Origin of the sequence: Kordiimonas sp. SCSIO 12610, from assembly GCF_024398015.1 — a bacterium.
Classification (GTDB): Bacteria; Pseudomonadota; Alphaproteobacteria; order Sphingomonadales; family Kordiimonadaceae; genus CANLMI01.
In genome coordinates this window covers 2,393,043-2,410,000 of sequence record NZ_CP073747.1, presented here as the reverse complement: position 1 = coordinate 2,410,000, position 16,958 = coordinate 2,393,043, and the positions used below count along the sequence as shown (strand labels likewise).

Sequence of the window (16,958 nt, the reverse complement as noted above, 5' to 3'; positions counted from 1 at the left end):
TGGTTCTCCGCGAAAACTATTTAGGTAGTGCCTCGGATGAATACCGACGGGGGTAGAGCACTGGATGGATGCGGGGGGCGCGAGCCTTACCAATTCTAACCAAACTCCGAATACCGTTGAGTACTATCCGGGAGACAGACTATGGGTGCTAAGGTCCATAGTCGAGAGGGAAACAGCCCTGACCACCAGCTAAGGTCCCTAAATCTTGTCTAAGTGGGAAAGCATGTGAGACGGCCATAACAACCAGGATGTTGGCTTAGAAGCAGCCATCATTTAAAGAAAGCGTAACAGCTCACTGGTCTAATTAAGCTGTCTTGCGGCGAAGATGTACCGGGGCTAAAGACAAGTACCGAAGCTGTGGATTTGCACATTAGTGCAAGTGGTAGCGGAGCGTTCTGTAAGTCTGCGAAGGTGTGGCGTGAGCCATGCTGGAGATATCAGAAGTGAGAATGCTGACATGAGTAGCGATAAAGAGTGTGAGAGACACTCTCGCCGAAAGTTCAAGGGTTCCTGCGCAAGGCTAATCCGCGCAGGGTAAGCCGGCCCCTAAGACGAGGCAGAAATGCGTAGTCGATGGGAACCAGGTTAATATTCCTGGGCCTGATAGGATGTGACGAATACTGGCAGTAGTTTCCCCTTATTGGATTGGGGGAGCTGCGAAGGTGTTCCAGGAAATAGCCCTATCATATAGACCGTACCCCAAACCGACACAGGTGAACAGGTAGAGTATACCAAGGCGCTTGAGAGAACTATGCTGAAGGAACTCGGCAAATTGCCTCCGTAACTTCGGGAGAAGGAGGCCCTCATTGAAGGCAACTTTAATGGGGGGGCACAGAAGAGGGGGTGGCGACTGTTTACTAAAAACACAGGGCTCTGCGAAGTCGCAAGACGACGTATAGGGTCTGACGCCTGCCCGGTGCTGGAAGGTTAAGGAGAGCGGTGAGAGCTGCGAACTGAAGCCCCAGTAAACGGCGGCCGTAACTATAACGGTCCTAAGGTAGCGAAATTCCTTGTCGGGTAAGTTCCGACCTGCACGAATGGCGTAACGACTTCCCCACTGTCTCCAGCATAGACTCAGCGAAATTGAATTCTCCGTGAAGATGCGGAGTACCCGCGGTTAGACGGAAAGACCCCGTGCACCTTTACTACAGCTTCAGAGTGGTATTAGGGATAACATGTGTAGCATAGGTGGGAGGCTTTGAAGCAGGGACGCCAGTTCTTGTGGAGCCACCCTTGAAATACCACCCTTGTTGTCTCTGATATCTAACCACGATCCGTGAAGCCGGATCTGGGACCCTCTGTGGTGGGTAGTTTGACTGGGGCGGTCGCCTCCCAAATGGTAACGGAGGCGCGCGAAGGTAGGCTCAGAACGGTTGGAAATCGTTCGTCGAGTGCAATGGCATAAGCCTGCCTGACTGCGAGACTGACAGGTCGAGCAGAGACGAAAGTCGGTCATAGTGATCCGGTGGTTCTGTGTGGAAGGGCCATCGCTCAACGAATAAAAGGTACGCCGGGGATAACAGGCTGATACTGCCCAAGAGCTCATATCGACGGCAGTGTTTGGCACCTCGATGTCGGCTCATCTCATCCTGGGGCTGGAGCAGGTCCCAAGGGTTTGGCTGTTCGCCAATTAAAGAGGTACGTGAGCTGGGTTTAGAACGTCGTGAGACAGTTCGGTCCCTATCTGCCGTGGGCGCAAGAGACTTGAGAGGAGCTGCCCCTAGTACGAGAGGACCGGGGTGGACGGACCTCTGGTGGACCTGTTGTTGCGCCAGCAGCATTGCAGGGTAGCTATGTCCGGAAGGGATAACCGCTGAAAGCATCTAAGCGGGAAGCCCCCCTCAAGATAAGGTCTCTCTGAGAGCCGTGGAAGACCACCACGTTGATAGGTCAGGTGTGGAAGCGCAGTAATGTGTGAAGCTAACTGATACTAATTGCTCGATCGGCTTGAAGAGCTTCTTCATAGCCAACGATAAAAACTTTATGATGACTTCCGGTATTGCTTACGCAATCCCATGAAGTGCGCCCAAGGCTGAAACTAATGTTCAGACTTGGGTGATAAAGAAACCTTATTAAGCAGGTAATATCCTGTTACTCGCAATTTACTCTTTTGTTGATCTGGTGGTTATAGCGAGATCGCCCCACCCGGTCCCATCTCGAACCCGGAAGTGAAAGGTCTTTGCGCCGATGGTACTTCGGCTTAAGCCGCGGAAGAGTAGGTCGTCGCCAGATCTACAAAAGAGTAAATCAGTCTTGAACACACTTCATGGGATTGCGTAAGCAATACCGGAAGTAAGACAAAAATTAACATCTTCACAATCTCAAAGATCAAATAAACCGCCTAACAGGCGGTTTTTTAGTCTTTATGATTAGCCTCAGTTCTTAACTGAAACTTTGGCAGATGTTCAAGAATGTATGTATGGATACAGCCTTGAGCGTGCTTCAAGGGATCGGAGCTTATCGAAGATAGGTCGCGAACTGGAAGCAAACTACAATTGACGCGGGATGGAGCAGCCCGCCTGATCGAAACGCTAGTGGAGATCAACCGCATCGCCCATAGGCGCCGGAAAACTGCTACCGGGCCAAGTGCCCTAAAATATATATGACGCGGGATGGAGCAGCCCGGTAGCTCGTCAGGCTCATAACCTGAAGGTCGTAGGTTCAAATCCTACTCCCGCAACCATTAAAAAGCCTCGGAACCCATAGGGTCCCGGGGCTCTTTTAATTGTAGGTGGGGTAGCGTGTTTTAGTCTACCGGTTCGGACGGAAAGCCTCGCGACAGCGAGGCATGGAGACAACGTCACAAAGCGTAGCGACTGACGGTAAATCCTACTCACGATACCAATAAGATAAAAAGCGTCCCTTATGAGGCGCTTTTTACTTATATGGCCTGCCTAAGTAGAACTTGAAACCTTAAGGGACAGTACCGACGTATGTTCAGGCATTTAGCTGTTAAGTGTATAGTCCAGCCGGAAATTCAATCTGAGTTGATTGTTGTGGCAGTCCGTGGTTATGACTGAGTGAGCTTTACATGAAGTTAAGATTATAAATATAAAGTCACGTTTATGATAATGACCTTCGATCGTTGCCTAAAATAGAATTACACAAACAATAGTGCGCGTATGTGTCAACGAAAAGGAGGGAGGGTTGGAAAATATGTCTCTGTTTCGGTATTTACAGGAAAGTTTTGAAAATCATGCTGAATACACGGTAGAGGCCTTTTCAGCTGACGGTGTGGACCAATTCTTTGTGCATTTGCAGGGTAGTGATGTCATGCTCCTTCGCGTTACAGATGGGGATCCCATCTTAATTTTCTTTTGGACTAAACGTGATATGCACAAACTGCGTGAGTTTCCGGGCTTGGAACAAGCGCCCTATGGAAGAATGCTTGAAGAATATGGGAAATCATATCACTGGCTTTATGATCGAACTCTCGCGATTGATCCGACGCGAGTTCATCGTTCAGAGTTATATGAAGCTTTGATCGAGATCGCAAAAACATCTCATATGCATCAGCTAGTACCGCGTACGGATGATCCAATCATTAAAGCCTTAATTCGTGAATATTGCCTCACTGAAGGTGAATGGGAGCTAGATCAGGCGATGGCGAAGCTGGTTGCTAATGTCGATGAGACGAACCTGGATTATACTATTGCTTCGATACAAGAGATTGACCCGTGGGTAGAAGAAGATCCAGATAATTATCTTGGTACAATTCATATTCTATTAGATCGTTTGATCAAGGATCAGCGCTGTATCGCACAAGCGCATGTACACCTGGTGTGGCTTAGGTCGGAATATGAAAAACTGGGGCCCAAAGCAGAGGTCGATATATGGGAGGTGGATGGATTATTGGAACTTACTGCGAAGTATAGAAACTGATTTACTGCCAAGACGATAACAGATTGATCAATTATAATAGGATGAAGTGACTATGCAGTTAGTGTGATCGGTTCCGATTAATGAGGCAAATTACATTGCCGTGTCCATTATTATCAAAAGAATGTGGTCAAAAATGTCAATACAGAACAATGCTTCATCATTAGAATATTTGAAAACGCATATAAATTGCGCTTTTTTCTTAAGTTGAAAATATGACCAAGACAACATTCCACGCATTTTCCAATTCTGTTTTACGCCAGACAATTTGCTGCACGGTCATTTATCCGAAGCGAACTATTGGAGCTATATTTCCTTATTCTTTCGGGTGTTTTCTACTTTGTCACCCATTTGGGTGACGACATGAAGGTTTTAACTAACATAATGTAATGCAATAAACAAAGGGGGAACAAATTTTGAAGAGACTATTTATAGTTCTGGGTATTGCTTTAGGAACAGCCTGGGGTTCAGCCCCTTCGGCTTCGGCACAAGAAACGTGTTATGTTTCTATGGGTATACAGACGGATGTTAATACCACCCAATCACGTAAGCGGCTGGGGCAGGTGGAAGGTTCAAGGGATGTCCCCCTTGTTGTATTCTACGCTGATATTTTTGAAACACCCTGCCCAACATCAGGTGGGTACGAGCCTGCAAAGCGCGATGTGCGAATTCAATTCTATGAAGCGATCAAAGCAAAGTACCCACCCATTGCAAACCAAATCCGAGGTGCTTGGCGCGATACGATCATTTTCACACCTACGAAAGATCGCGTCGTAAGTGGTCATGGATGGTGGAAGCCACGAGGGCAATATGACAAATCCCACGCAGATCACTCTATCTACTGTTTGAAGGATTTTATTTACCAACCGGGTGCCTGGTTAAATTCATCTCAAAAGGATGAGCGATATCAAGCTTACTTCAAATGGCTAAAAGGGAAACAATGATTGGGATGAAGGTGATAGGAATGACGAAGATAAACTTTAGAATATTCATTATGTTTGCGTTGGCAATGATTGTTACCCAACCCATTTTGGCACAAGGAGAGTATAAGCGGTCTTACACGGCAGAGAAAGAGAACGGGACGTTTATTGCTTATCTGAAAGGTGATCCGTATCAGCCTGCTCGTCATTCCAATGATTTCATCAAGAATGTAGAGGTCGGATTGAAGTGGACTGGTTTTTTCGGACAACCTGTGGAATCATATACCTTGAGGTGGACACAAACAGGTAGCTATCGATTTGCCGATGGTAAAAGGCTTTCTCGTAAGGCATTGGAATCATATCCAGATTTAATGGCCAGATATGATGCGATAAAACCATTAGACATCGTCTTATCCTTTCAAGTGAAAGCATTTTCCGGTCCAGGTGTTCGGGGCGAACCAAATAATCATTATATTCCTGGTGACTTTGCCAGTGGTTTAAAGGAAATCAGACGAACGCCGCATTTTGTTATTGCTCGTGCGGGTTGCCGTAGTAGCGATATAGTTCCAAGTAGTCCACGCTCACATTCAGAGTTTATAGATTGGCGTTCCCGAACTAGTGTTCGAGACCGCGATTTGGCGAGTAAAAATACGTTAAACGCTGCCAAGAGTATGACCTTTTCAAATGTATTTGTCAGGGAAGTGAGGCTACCTGATCATGAGTTCAGGAGTATCTATAACGAATATTTACGCCGGACCGCTATCCCCAATGATCCTGTTGCAGCCGCTCGAAAGGCAGAAGCAGATGCCTTTTGGGGTAATCAACGCCCTCAAGCTTCCGGGAAGAGAGTGGTCAGCGTGAAACAAGCCACGCCGTGTAAAGAACCGCCAAGGTTCGCGGCGAAGGATGAAGCCTTTGAAATTAGATATGATTTTGATAGTCAGCTTTATAGTGTTGTCGCTACGGATGGGAGGATTATGATACTCCCAACAAAGAAAAGGATCATAAGTTATAAGGGTGGTGTCGCTCGAGCATTGGATATGCATATTACGAAAAAACAGATTATCTGCAAAGATGCGTCAGTAAACCGTCATGGAAGATCTATCAGTCCTTGGGTTGTAGGTGTGCTCGAAGTTTGGGGTGACGGCTACATAAACCGATCGGGCAAATGGATATCCAAATTGAGACCTAAGGCTTTTCTGGGTCAATGGGATAACCACTGTACGATTCCACGTTCTACCAGTTACAATGATCGTACTCCCTATCAGGCAGTTCTTGCGGCTGTTAAGGACGCTAAAAAACTGGGGGCTGATAGAGTAGTTTTCGGTGTAGCGCATATTAAGCAGAGCTGGCATAAAGCATTCGAGGGTAATCAAGATATAGTCTTTGGTTGGCCGGCTCTCGACGACTTGAGAGGACACTCAAATGATGAATCCTATATAAAAGCATACAAAAGATATCAGAATTTGTTCGAAGAGTAATTATGATGTCGGCGTGCACTACTCCGTGGTTAGTTGGTGCCAAACATTGATTGCAAATAATCATATCAACTCACAAGCAAATAAGCCAAACGGAGACAAGTAAAAAGGCCGCTTAAAAGAAACACCGGAGCAACCCTCAGAATGCGATACATATTGGATACAAATTTATTTACACGGACAGTAAAATACCTAAAGCTGGGACTACTGTTCAGCCTTTTTGTATGGACGTTTAATTCTGTTGCTTCCGCACAATCGCCCGAAGAACTGAAAGCGGCGCGTGAAGCTTACTATGCGGCGGTACAAAATTATGAGGACGGCAATTATGATGAAGCGGCCGCCCAACTAAAGCGGGCAACCAAGCTTCGCAGGGCAACGGATGCGTTCTTTCTGGCGCTTGAGGCAAAGATTCTTGTGGCGCAAAAGCGATATGCTGAGGCAGAGGCAATTCAAGAAAAGTTCAGTAATTATGATGCAAGCGAAGCACAGCGTGCAGATGTGTCAAAGCTGACGAAAATAATAGAAAAGGGGAGGATAGACGCTGAGCGTCAAAGACAAGCAAGATTAGAAAAAGCTCGAAAAGATGCGTCGTATGCCTATAGCAGGGGGTACAAAGCGGCCAAGAATGGCAATTATTCACTGGCAGCTCGCGAATATCAGAACGCGTGCGATGGAGGGTATGCCGGTGGCTGTAACAACCTGGGAATTTTTTATGAAAAGGGACGCGGCGTTCAGAAGAGTCTGCAACGCGCTTTTAAGCTTTATGAAAAGGCATGTAAGAGCCAAAACGTCTATGGATGTTCCAATCTTGCTAGTATGTACAGGTCTGGAAAGGGTGTTTCTCGCGATTATGCTCGCGCAAAAAGGCTCTATAGAAAAAGCTGTGATGGTGGCAAAATAGACTCTTGCTTGGAGGTTGGCTTCATGTACGAGGGAAGTAAGGAGACTTCACAGGCTATAGCAGTTTTCAGTCAAGCCTGTGACGCTGAGGAGGGCCTTGCGTGTCATAAGATTGGTAAATTTTACATGATTGGCCGGGGAGTTGCACCAGATTTCAAACGGGCTGAAAGTTTTTTTAAAAGAGCCTGCATGATTAGCGGGAAGAGTTTTGGCTGTGGGTACCTAAAAAGCATCCGTAATTTAGTTTCTTTATCAAATGGTTGTGAAGCAGGGACGGCTTCACAGTGTACTGAGCTGGCGAAACGTTATACTGGCGTTGGTATTGCACGTACAGGCCCTGATCATAAGAAGGCTATCCCCTTATTTGAGAAAGGCTGTAACGGGGCGGACGCTGAAGCATGCTATGAATTGGGAGAATACTACAAGAACGGGAGGGGCGTTAGTAAAGATGATTTGAAGGCTTCAAAATACTATGATTTAGGGTGTGAAGGACGCAATGCCAAGGCATGCGCTAACCTTGGTTATATGTATGCCGTTGGAACAGGAGTGACGCAGAATAAAAAGCAAGCCGCCAAGCTTTATGATCTAGGTTGCTCGTATGGGAGTGCTTGGGGATGCAATAATCTTGGAAATTATTATGCTAATGGAGACGTTGTTCAACAGGATTATTCACGTGCTGCAGAGTTGTATGAAAAAGGATGTAATGATGACTTTTTGCGAGCATGTAATCGACTTGGTTACTATTATGAAAAAGGGCAAGGTGTTACTCAAGATTATGCGCAGGCTGCAAAGTACTATGAGAAAGGGTGTGAGCGCCATGGATATGGATGTACCAACCTCGGTGTACTCTATTACAACGGAAACGGCATTGCCCAAGATTATACACAGGCTGCTAAATATTATGAGAAAGGTTGTACAAAAGGGAATACGCGAGGCTGTGCCAACCTCGGGTATCTTTACCAGATAGGGCGAGGTGTTACACAGGATTACGAGCTTGCGGCGAAATATTATGAGCAGGGTTGTGAAGGCGGAAGGGCTGTAGGATGTAACAACCTCGGTCTATTGTATGCCGTTGGAACAGGAGTTACTCAGGACCATTTGCAAGCGTCATTGTTGTATGATCAAGCGTGTGAAGCTGGATTAGCTAGAGGGTGCAGTAATCTTGGTAATAATTACCTGAAAGGGCGGGGGGTTGCTAAAGATTATAGTCGCGCTGTCTCACTATATAAAAAAGCCTGCGAGGGTGGTTATGAACCGGCATGTAAAACCCTGAACAAATCAAATTGAACACCCGGACATTGATTTAGCTTATTTTGGTGATGCATAGTTGTCACCAAGGTTATTAAACTTATTAGATTTAATCAGGTTTAAAAATCATAATGTTAAAAACAGAACTACTCGAGTAATTTGGGTTGAAGGTCAACGTAAAACTAGACGATAGCTACTATCAGTAGTCAGAAATTAGATTCAGCATGATCAATAATTATTATGAGTATTGCATGATACAAGCTATTCATACCATGCAATTGAATGATTTGATCGAAAGCCTTTTTCAAGCAAAAACAGCTTTATTGCATTCGTTCGGTTATAGATTTTTCAGTCACTTAGTTATCTCTAAAAGGCGTATCTTCCTCACTTGTAGTAGCGGTCATATCTCGATGCCTTTGACATCCAGCCCAGAGTCCAGCCTTACATGATTTATCAAAATACTTCACAGCCTTTGCTCTGTCGCGCGGTATACCATCCATACCGAATAATTGTAAATTCGCTAGGCGATAGCATGCTACTCCGCTGCCATGTTCGCACCCTTTGTTCAAGTGTACTGATGCTTTTAGAAAGTCCCTCTCAACTCCGAGCGCTAAAGTAAAAATTGAACCAAGACTGGTGCAGGCTTCTGGATATTTTTCACCGCAAAAACGTTCTAAACCTCGTCGTGCCTCATCGAAATATGCTTTGGCTTTATCAGCGTTAGCCTCTACACCTTCACCTGCTTTATATAACTCACCCAAATTAAGACATGCTGTAAACCCAGCTGCGCCCTGAAGCTTGCAAGCTTTCTCGAAAAAAAATGCTGCTTTCTCGAGGCTTTTCTCAATTTTTTTGCCTGTTTTATACCAATTCGCTATTTCAGTACATGCAGCGGCGTGTTTCCCGTTACATGCACTCTGAAAGTCCCTTAGTGCAGCGAGGTATTTTTTTGCTTCGATATTTTTTAGGCCTGAGTTGTATTGATCAGATGCTATTGATTGTGCTGATTTCTGTTCCTTTTTTTGCAGGTTATTAAATAATCCAGTGATGGAATTTGAAGACGCGTAGGATGAATTAGGGGTACTTTCAACAACATAACCAGAGTTAGTTGCCTGTGCCGCAGAGCTGACCGTGTAAAATAATATTCCTAGCAACAGAGATATAATCGATTTCTTCATATTTATTCCCTCATCTTCCCGCCTGATTTCATAGATTTCAATGGGTTCGATACCTAAGTTAAGTGGCTTTAGCTACTATCTACAATTTGGAGCATAACAGTAGTTAGGGTGCAGTTATTTACTTATACTTTCAATAACTTAATTCATCATTTAGCTTCCTCTAAACAATGAAACTATCAATATTAAAAACGATTGTCTTGACAATTTTTACCTCAAACTTTGACAGTATCAGACAACAAATTTCATATTTTACTATTCTGAATTTAAGGTTGTTACCTCACATTATATCAAATTAACGGATTAACTTTTTCGAAAATATCATTTGGTAATTCTGCGCCGTAAAGAGCGACACGGAAGGCCCCTTCAACCCTATCGGACCAATCTGAACATTCCATATCATCCAGGTTTTCTATGTTTGATAGATCACTTGGCATCCGGTGCCAAGCAAGTCTGCCATGCACATATAGAAAGATATCAGTTATGGCGTTCACAAGCATGCTGTCATGCAGAGCGCCGCGATGTTCCATCCCCAGTGTGAAAAGGGCTTTATCCAGTTCTCAGTAGAGCTGCTCATCCCAAATACGTTGCTCATGCAAGATTTCGCAAAATGAGTGTTCGTTATATTTGCCGGTTAAGTTCTTACCGTAAGCCCAGTTTTGAAAAATGATGTTTTGCTGTTGGTCCATGATTTATCAATCTTGTGCACTTATTTAAGCCTGCACTCTCTGTTAAACTGAACCTCATTTTGTAGTCGTTTCATATCGGCAGGAGACAAATCATCCGAATATGTTTTTGTGCCCTTAGTTTTGTTTGCAAATTCTTCGAATGAGAGCTGTGAGGCATAAATGATGAGGAAGTCTTTGTCCAACTGGTCATAATCAGAGAGTAATTCCTCAATTTTTGCGGCTTGCAGAATACAGTCTCTCGCCGCAACAGAGGGCGGAGAGCTGAACGCCTTGGGTGCCGCCGGAACAGTTACTTCCGCTGCGGATTCAGGGTTTTGTGTTGGGTCAAATACATTATCCAACGCTGAATTGGCAGTATACCAAAGACTAAAGGCAACAACCAACATGACGGCCATGATGATAAAGACTGTTTTGCGATTGAACTTAGAGCCCTTTGATTGATCCATTATTATCCGCCTCCCTAATGATGGATTGTTTATATTTGGGTTTTGGCCATACTATCCAAAATAGATGGCTTAACTTAAGATTATCATCAGTCTTTTTAAACCGTTAGGCAAGCATTTTACTTTTTCTTTCACCATACAAAGCAAGTATGTTTAACATACGATATAGGATGCACTTTATGCCTTGGTGTATATCTTGTATGAAGGAAGGTACATGGAAGAAGATCAAAATCTAGATACCAAGAGCCGCAGGTTGCCATACGCGCTTTTGAATGGTGCGATAGTTACCATATTGCTGTTTATTTTTACGCTGTATACTGGGGTTGATGGTTTTGCGCGTTGGTGGCCCGAGATTATTGAGACACTCTATTTTGGTTTTTTTATCGCCCTTTTTGAATTCGCAGTTGTCTATGGTTTTGTTCGATATAAAAAGCGCGCTACCAGGATGGTTTTAACCGCATTTCTGATGTTTCTAATCAATAGCGCATTGATTTTAATCGCTGCATCTTTTGTGAGTGACGCATATGCTGATCCCTTAACTATCGATGGGGCCTTATTGCTCGGCCTCATTACGGGTGGGATAGGATTAGTTTGCGCTATGATAAGTGAAATCTTTGCACGTTACTTTTTCAGGGGTGTGGGAAGCGAGGCTTGATCAATGCATGTAATCCAATTGCGATACGGCTCCTGTACTCATAACAATTCTATTCGACTGCGACGACACATTCATTGGAAGCTTTAGGAAAAGTTTTGGGAATTATTGATGAAGTCATAAGAAGCGTATCAGTGCGCAATCAAGCGCTCGTTGGGTCTTCCTCCTTCGTTGGCCTGAGCAGTCCACAACGGGATATTAAGCTTGCGGTTGAATATATGGAAAACATCCTTCAGGATGTACATCCGGATAACGCCATTGATGCCTTAACCAAGGGCATCGAAGACTTCTCTCGTGAATATGCTGACCGTGATGGTTTTGGCGCAGGCACGATCAGGGATGTTATTATCGAGCTGGAAAAGCATAGTGAATAAGTTGATAATGGGTATTGTTCAATATTGAGTGTTATAGAACACTATTAGTCATGCAAATTTAACTGATAGATGTTTTGTACAGAAATCGAGCTCAAATACCTAATATGGCTATGTATCTATGGTGCGGTAGATTTGTATTCACCCATTCAATCACGTCACCAATCAACTGAATAAGATCTCGCTGGCAGGTATTGAAATGCCTCTGAAAATAATCACGAACATCACCAAACATAAAGCCAATATGTCCCAATACTTCCTCAAAATCTCTGACTGAGCGCAAAAAATTTGCCAGCTCAGAAAGTGCTGAAGTGATTTTATTCCACTCATTCACTCCGGGATTATTTATTCCATAATGATTATAGTTTTGGATATGCTTTTCAAAAATCGGCTCGATAAAACCAAAAATTTCTTCTGCGAAATACAGACTGCTAGGGGCCCAGTGGTTACCTGAATAACGTCCTAGGGAAAGTTCAATATAGCAAGTGCCATCAAGGTCAGTAGTGTTGTTTATTATCTTAATGGGTTCCATTCTTAATTAGCCGTTAACTCAAGTTGCTTATTCAAATGTTAATTGTAGAACCTACAAGATGATTGAATATCTAGTCTACTATTAAACAGAAGAGTTCATTCTTTAGAAACAGATAAAATTTCGGATGCTCGTTTTGCCTTGAAGTGCCCAATTAATATTTCGTCTCGGAGTATTTCTAGTTCAAATATCTCCTCTTCGCCAAACTCGTTAGTGCCGCTCTTCTTTGTTATAATGTAATCGATATAATCTACTACTGTCTCATTAACCATTATGCCATTGCGCATTAATTTATCTATGTGGTTAAAATTAATTGGATTTGGATTTACTTTTTTATTCCTGGATAAATATAGGTCGTTCAATAATGGGATATTTAAGTGTAGCTGTATAATTCTTTTGAGAATATGGCCGTCTTCCGTATTAGGCTTGTCATCTAGCGCTTTGCAAAAGAAATAACGTTCGTTTTGATTCCAAAATGATCTAATTTCTGATCTTAATTCCTCGGTTAATTGCGAGTAGGAAAGGTCTGGTTTTATGTAATTCAATATAGTTTTATCAATGATTTCTGCGGGGCTTGATTTCTCCGATGGTGAAATCGATGATATTCTACTGCACAATCTAGTAGCAAAGGCACGAATGTCGCTCGGATTATGTTTTTGCTCATTCGGCTCAATAGTATCGGCCCTAGCATTCAAGGGGAAAAAGAACGTTTCTGCACGAAGCTGCAAAAATGGTATGGTTGTTACGGAATATAGTATTGTAAGCAAAACCGTGAAAATTATTTTTTGCATTAAAATTCCCTCCTAATTGAAACGAGGAAGACAACTAAATTAGATAATGCCGAAATTATCAATTCTATCTGGTTACTATAGGCAATACTCTCGACAATGTCGGTATGCTCAATCATCTTTAACAGAGTTAAATAACTCTACGTCCTTCATGTATAGGTCTTTAGCTTCGTCTATATCTTCAGTGATTTTTGGCCGCAGAACACATCCTGTCAGGTTTGTGCCCATAATGGGTAATTCTGTCGGTAAAGGTTCCAAGGCTTTTTGTTCTGCTGTCCAGGTCGAGGTCTCTTCTACAAAATAGAATTGATCACCGATATTATGTATTTCAGAGTGTGTGCGTGAATGCTCTTCAAAATCACAGGTTAGGTAGTGTGACGTAACCGAGACATAAATATTCGCTTGGTTGTGAAATATGTATGCATGCTTAAAATAGGGCAGATACATTGGTCCCATATATAGGATTTTTGAAGTTTTCTGTTTTTTGTGATGGGCAGACAATGCGTAATAGCTAATGCCGTTGATATATTTTATGCCAAGGCCAAGAGTATAATCCTGATTGTAAGGGCATGTTTCTGATATGGTCGCTGGCGGTGCAGGAAGTGTGTTAAGTTGGCTACCTAATTCCACATTAAGATTACTGACAAGCCACCTGGCATACATGTCTTCCTCTTTGCTTTCCCCAAAGCCATTGATATCGTCCCCGGCATCACGGTAGCCCTGGAGCGAACACATATGGAGTTTCAATTCATATAATTTTTGCTCCAGTGGTGGAAGATTTTCGGGTTCCGTTCGCCATTTTATTTTATAGTGATTTCGAACCTGGCCACAAAGTCTGTCAGACAGGCCTTTATTCATATCAAAAGAAATCAGGTTTTCATGAAGCGTTCGCCAAATAGAATTGCGCCAGATTGAAGGCGGTGCAATATCACCATTTTCTAATTTGTTGAGTTTGTATTTTTCTTTGTGCGCACGAACAAACAATTCAGTCGTTTTTGCGAGCGCAGTTTCAAACGTTTGATCCTCTAAAATATCGTCAAGTTCAGAAAAAATATAAGCTTCGGCACTATTGTCAGTTTTAGACCCTTCAACTTGGTCCACGCCCAGAACGGTCAACGATAGCAAAAGTGCCGAAAGGTTAATCATTGAAGCTCCTGTGGATTATGAAAAGAGTTCTCTGGAACATGGCGTGTTTCCAACCTTTCCGGCCTGGGCTTTATACGCCGATCAATGTTGTTACTGCTGCGCTGTTTTGGAGTTGGCATATCAGGTCAACTCTATTAGGATTATATTGCATAACACTCCTTATCCTCGCATTTTGAACGTTAGACATTTAACGATTAATCTCGATATTCATGTATACTTTTTAAAATACAAGAATTCGTCCATCATAACCCTGTGCAGCTTTGATCATTTGATTGCAAGGCGCACTGTTACGTGACGTACATACTCTTTGAAAATATTTGAATGCAGTTTCGTAACTTTCGTTAACAATTCCATCGGCTTTGTTACGAGCTGATCTACAAAAGAGGCTTGCAAGTTCTTTGTTTTCTTTTCGTTTTTTTTCGCTGCACTGCTCTTTCGCTTCATTAATATATTTCGATTTTTGGCTTTTGTGATATTTGGCACGCTGCATCCAATATTCGCCTCGCTCAATGCAGGCATAATAATTGTTATGCTCACAAGCTCGTTCACTGAGGTAAATTATCAAATTATTCTTTTGAGTTTTGTCATCTTTATCACTAAAAAAAAGATTTTCGAACTTATGTCCATAAACTCCGTTAAAATAAGCATAGTTTGAGCCATACTTAGCTGCATAGGGTAAATATCCAGCTTTGCCGGAATTGATGAGTTCTTTTAGTTCCCAACAGCTGAACTTGTTCTTGCGGTACTCACAGGCCGTGTCAAAATAGTCGAGTGCTTTCGCTGGGTCTTTTGCAATTAGCCTTTGATTTATCTGATAGCAGGCATATTCATCCTGAACGTTATTTTCATATGTGCCATTGCAAAGACTTTCCAATTGTTCACTCACCCATTTTGCTCGGTCGAATTTTTCATTCGCAAATAACTTTTTTTCTTCGACCATTCGAATGAAATTAAAACAACCTTCGCCTGAACCCAATTTGCATGCACGGGTGAAATACCAGGTGGAAGCATCATCATATTTCTTTTCTTTTTCAGCCAATTCGCCGAGGCGGATACATCCGCTTGTATCGCGCATCTCGCAGGCGTGGTGTAGAAAGTTTTGACCACCCGCAATGTCCATCTTTAACCCACCATCTCCACTTAACAATTTATTCCCAATAATTGCACAGGCTTTGCCGTCGCGTAGGGTTGTACATGCTCTTTGATAGAAGGGTAGTGCTTTGTTAATATCGCGTTTTATAAGTTGATTGACTTCGCTGCGTTTTATCGCCCCTTCCGTGTCATAAAAACGGGCGAGGCGTTGGCATCCCATTCCGATATTAGCGTCACATGCTTTGCTGTATGATCGCTCAGCGGCGTAATAATTTGCGCGATTATAGGCCTTATCACCTGTTGCAACATCAGGATGAATTTCTTTGTCGCTGATCTTTAGGTTTTGTGCTGTTACATTCGAAAAACCAGATATCAGTATGAGAAGCAAACTTAACCTTATCATGTACATGCATATTCCCCTGAAACCTTGTTGGTATAAACTTTAACTTATCGATGATTGATGTGTTATAATCTGACCCAGTTTAATCCTAATTCTTAGTTACCATTTTCATTGAGTGTCTTTAACTGATCACAGGCGGCCTGAAATTTGCCTTTACAGGCTTGATCGTAAAAGCGACCTGCAGTTTTGAGGTTCAGTGTAACGCCCAATCCATCCCGGTATAAATGAGCAAGATCATTGCAGCCATGTGAACTGCCGCCATCACATGCCTTTTTGTAATAGCGATGGGCTTCAGCATAGTCTTTTGGCATACCTTTTCCCGACTGACTTAAGTGCCCAAGGCCAACACATCCAGCAACCTTTTTATCATAACAGGCTTTACTATATATCTCGAACGCACGTTCTGGGCTCTTCGGAAGTCGTCGGCCAAATTCATATTCATCACCCAGAGTATAACAACTTTGGTCACGGCCATTCTCACAGGCGCGCAACATCAATTCGGAATAGCGATCATAGTCCTGCGAAACGCCTTCACCTTCGCGATAAAGGAGAGCTAAAACAGTACATCCAATCATATGACCATTGTCGCAAGCTTTCTCATAAAGCTTACTTGCGCGCCCAGCATTTTCTCGTGCATCGTCATAAAGAAGTACGCCTAGCTGAGTACACGCATTCATATAATCACCATTACAAGCTTTCTCATATAGTTCACTTGCACGCCGTCTATTTTGGTTAACTCCACGTCCAGATTCATATAATTCGCCTAGGGCAGTACATCCAAGCATATTACCTCCAATGCAGCCAGCGTCATATAATTCTGCTGCTTCAGTGTAATTTTGTTTCTGAGCTTCTCGATAACCATCCCGAGTAGCTTTTGCAGCATTTGCCGTGAGGCCTTTGTCAATCTGTAACAAAATCGGTGCGATTTCGCGTTGTAGGCTTGTGTCGGCATCATATGAATAAAATTCGTTTATCTTGGTTTTGGCTTCTGCATAGCGTTTCAGGCGCGTAAGAATTTTAACCTCGAGTGCCAGAAAACGAGCATCGGTTTTCCCGCGCAATCCTTCTGCCTTTTTTAGAGCGGTCAGTGCGTCATTCAATTTGCCAGACATAAAAGCATCTTCCGCTGCAAAATAATACGCGCGCGCCTGTGCTGAATTACCGGACTGTGCCTGAATGGTGGGTAATGTCAGCATCGACACAGCGGTAAAAAGACATAATGCCAAAATTCTATTATTCATTCTCGAT

At 43.2% G+C, this 16,958-nt stretch carries 14 protein-coding genes, 1 tRNA gene and 2 rRNA genes (1 of these 17 only partly in view); 9 read left to right on the top strand and 8 right to left on the bottom strand.

What is annotated here, in order from left to right:
- The 7 genes from KFF44_RS11380 to KFF44_RS11350 all read left to right on the top strand — a co-directional run.
- Positions 1 to 1,955: ribosomal RNA gene (locus tag KFF44_RS11380) — 23S ribosomal RNA — on the top strand (it extends 790 nt beyond the left edge of the window).
- 162 nt (positions 1,956 to 2,117) lie between these two features.
- Positions 2,118 to 2,232, top strand: a 5S ribosomal RNA gene (gene rrf / locus KFF44_RS11375).
- A gap of 374 nt (positions 2,233 to 2,606) precedes the next feature.
- Positions 2,607 to 2,683, top strand: a tRNA-Met gene (locus KFF44_RS11370).
- 464 nt (positions 2,684 to 3,147) lie between these two features.
- On the top strand, positions 3,148 to 3,882 hold the full coding sequence (locus KFF44_RS11365; protein ID WP_255934382.1) for a hypothetical protein: 735 nt from the start codon (positions 3,148 to 3,150) through the stop codon (positions 3,880 to 3,882).
- A gap of 506 nt (positions 3,883 to 4,388) precedes the next feature.
- Complete coding sequence (locus KFF44_RS11360) at positions 4,389 to 4,823, top strand: hypothetical protein (protein ID WP_255934381.1); 435 nt, start codon at positions 4,389 to 4,391, stop codon at positions 4,821 to 4,823.
- Between the two features lie 20 nt (positions 4,824 to 4,843).
- Entirely contained in the window at positions 4,844 to 6,280 is a 1,437-nt protein-coding gene (locus tag KFF44_RS11355; protein WP_255934380.1) for a hypothetical protein, read from the top strand.
- A gap of 141 nt (positions 6,281 to 6,421) precedes the next feature.
- Entirely contained in the window at positions 6,422 to 8,464 is a 2,043-nt protein-coding gene (locus KFF44_RS11350; protein WP_255934379.1) for a hypothetical protein, read from the top strand.
- Between the two features lie 317 nt (positions 8,465 to 8,781).
- On the opposite strand, the gene KFF44_RS11345 is transcribed toward KFF44_RS11350, so the two are convergent.
- The 3 genes from KFF44_RS11345 to KFF44_RS11335 form a co-directional block, all read right to left on the bottom strand.
- Positions 8,782 to 9,603 (bottom strand): tetratricopeptide repeat protein, encoded by an 822-nt coding sequence (locus KFF44_RS11345; RefSeq protein WP_255934378.1) that lies wholly within the window; start codon positions 9,601 to 9,603, stop codon positions 8,782 to 8,784.
- Positions 9,604 to 9,890: 287 nt separating this feature from the next.
- Entirely contained in the window at positions 9,891 to 10,130 is a 240-nt protein-coding gene (locus KFF44_RS11340; protein ID WP_255934377.1) for a hypothetical protein, read from the bottom strand.
- Between the two features lie 179 nt (positions 10,131 to 10,309).
- Positions 10,310 to 10,735 carry a hypothetical protein gene (locus KFF44_RS11335; RefSeq protein WP_255934376.1) on the bottom strand — a complete coding sequence of 142 codons (426 nt, stop codon included), beginning with the start codon at positions 10,733 to 10,735 and terminating at the stop codon, positions 10,310 to 10,312.
- A gap of 211 nt (positions 10,736 to 10,946) precedes the next feature.
- On the opposite strand from KFF44_RS11335, the gene KFF44_RS11330 reads away from it, so the two are divergent.
- Both KFF44_RS11330 and KFF44_RS11325 read left to right on the top strand, forming a co-directional pair.
- Positions 10,947 to 11,387 carry a hypothetical protein gene (locus tag KFF44_RS11330; protein ID WP_255934375.1) on the top strand — a complete coding sequence of 147 codons (441 nt, stop codon included), beginning with the start codon at positions 10,947 to 10,949 and terminating at the stop codon, positions 11,385 to 11,387.
- Positions 11,388 to 11,482: 95 nt separating this feature from the next.
- Positions 11,483 to 11,758 carry a hypothetical protein gene (locus KFF44_RS11325; RefSeq protein ID WP_255934373.1) on the top strand — a complete coding sequence of 92 codons (276 nt, stop codon included), beginning with the start codon at positions 11,483 to 11,485 and terminating at the stop codon, positions 11,756 to 11,758.
- A 91-nt stretch (positions 11,759 to 11,849) separates the two neighbouring features.
- Here KFF44_RS11325 and KFF44_RS11320 read toward each other — a convergent pair whose 3' ends face one another.
- The 5 genes from KFF44_RS11320 to KFF44_RS11300 all read right to left on the bottom strand — a co-directional run bounded on the left by KFF44_RS11320 (position 11,850) and on the right by KFF44_RS11300 (position 16,951).
- The gene (locus tag KFF44_RS11320) at positions 11,850 to 12,287 is read right to left on the bottom strand and encodes a hypothetical protein (RefSeq protein WP_255934372.1); all 438 of its coding nucleotides are present in this window, start codon (positions 12,285 to 12,287) and stop codon (positions 11,850 to 11,852) included.
- Between the two features lie 95 nt (positions 12,288 to 12,382).
- Entirely contained in the window at positions 12,383 to 13,075 is a 693-nt protein-coding gene (locus KFF44_RS11315; protein WP_255934371.1) for a hypothetical protein, read from the bottom strand.
- A gap of 108 nt (positions 13,076 to 13,183) precedes the next feature.
- A complete protein-coding gene (locus KFF44_RS11310; RefSeq protein WP_255934369.1) occupies positions 13,184 to 14,218 on the bottom strand; it encodes a hypothetical protein in 1,035 nt (344 codons plus the stop codon).
- Positions 14,219 to 14,438: 220 nt separating this feature from the next.
- Positions 14,439 to 15,719: a tetratricopeptide repeat protein gene (locus KFF44_RS11305; RefSeq protein ID WP_255934368.1), complete on the bottom strand. Its 1,281-nt coding sequence runs from the start codon at positions 15,717 to 15,719 to the stop codon at positions 14,439 to 14,441.
- Between the two features lie 86 nt (positions 15,720 to 15,805).
- Positions 15,806 to 16,951 carry a tetratricopeptide repeat protein gene (locus KFF44_RS11300; protein ID WP_255934367.1) on the bottom strand — a complete coding sequence of 382 codons (1,146 nt, stop codon included), beginning with the start codon at positions 16,949 to 16,951 and terminating at the stop codon, positions 15,806 to 15,808.
- Positions 16,952 to 16,958: the final 7 nt, after the last annotated feature.

Excerpts from the sequence above, each read along its gene's own strand:
- KFF44_RS11305 (WP_255934368.1), bottom strand. The coding sequence starts at position 15,719 with ATGTACATGATAAGGTTAAGTTTGCTTCTCATACTGATATCTGGTTTT.
- KFF44_RS11355 (WP_255934380.1), top strand. The coding sequence starts at position 4,844 with ATGACGAAGATAAACTTTAGAATATTCATTATGTTTGCGTTGGCAATG.
- KFF44_RS11340 (WP_255934377.1), bottom strand. The coding sequence starts at position 10,130 with ATGGAACATCGCGGCGCTCTGCATGACAGCATGCTTGTGAACGCCATA.
- KFF44_RS11320 (WP_255934372.1), bottom strand. The coding sequence starts at position 12,287 with ATGGAACCCATTAAGATAATAAACAACACTACTGACCTTGATGGCACT.
- KFF44_RS11360 (WP_255934381.1), top strand. The coding sequence starts at position 4,389 with ATGGGTATACAGACGGATGTTAATACCACCCAATCACGTAAGCGGCTG.
- KFF44_RS11345 (WP_255934378.1), bottom strand. The coding sequence starts at position 9,603 with ATGAAGAAATCGATTATATCTCTGTTGCTAGGAATATTATTTTACACG.
- KFF44_RS11310 (WP_255934369.1), bottom strand. The coding sequence starts at position 14,218 with ATGATTAACCTTTCGGCACTTTTGCTATCGTTGACCGTTCTGGGCGTG.
- KFF44_RS11335 (WP_255934376.1), bottom strand. The coding sequence starts at position 10,735 with ATGGATCAATCAAAGGGCTCTAAGTTCAATCGCAAAACAGTCTTTATC.
- KFF44_RS11350 (WP_255934379.1), top strand. The coding sequence starts at position 6,422 with ATGCGATACATATTGGATACAAATTTATTTACACGGACAGTAAAATAC.
- KFF44_RS11315 (WP_255934371.1), bottom strand. The coding sequence starts at position 13,075 with ATGCAAAAAATAATTTTCACGGTTTTGCTTACAATACTATATTCCGTA.
- KFF44_RS11330 (WP_255934375.1), top strand. The coding sequence starts at position 10,947 with ATGGAAGAAGATCAAAATCTAGATACCAAGAGCCGCAGGTTGCCATAC.
- KFF44_RS11300 (WP_255934367.1), bottom strand. The coding sequence starts at position 16,951 with ATGAATAATAGAATTTTGGCATTATGTCTTTTTACCGCTGTGTCGATG.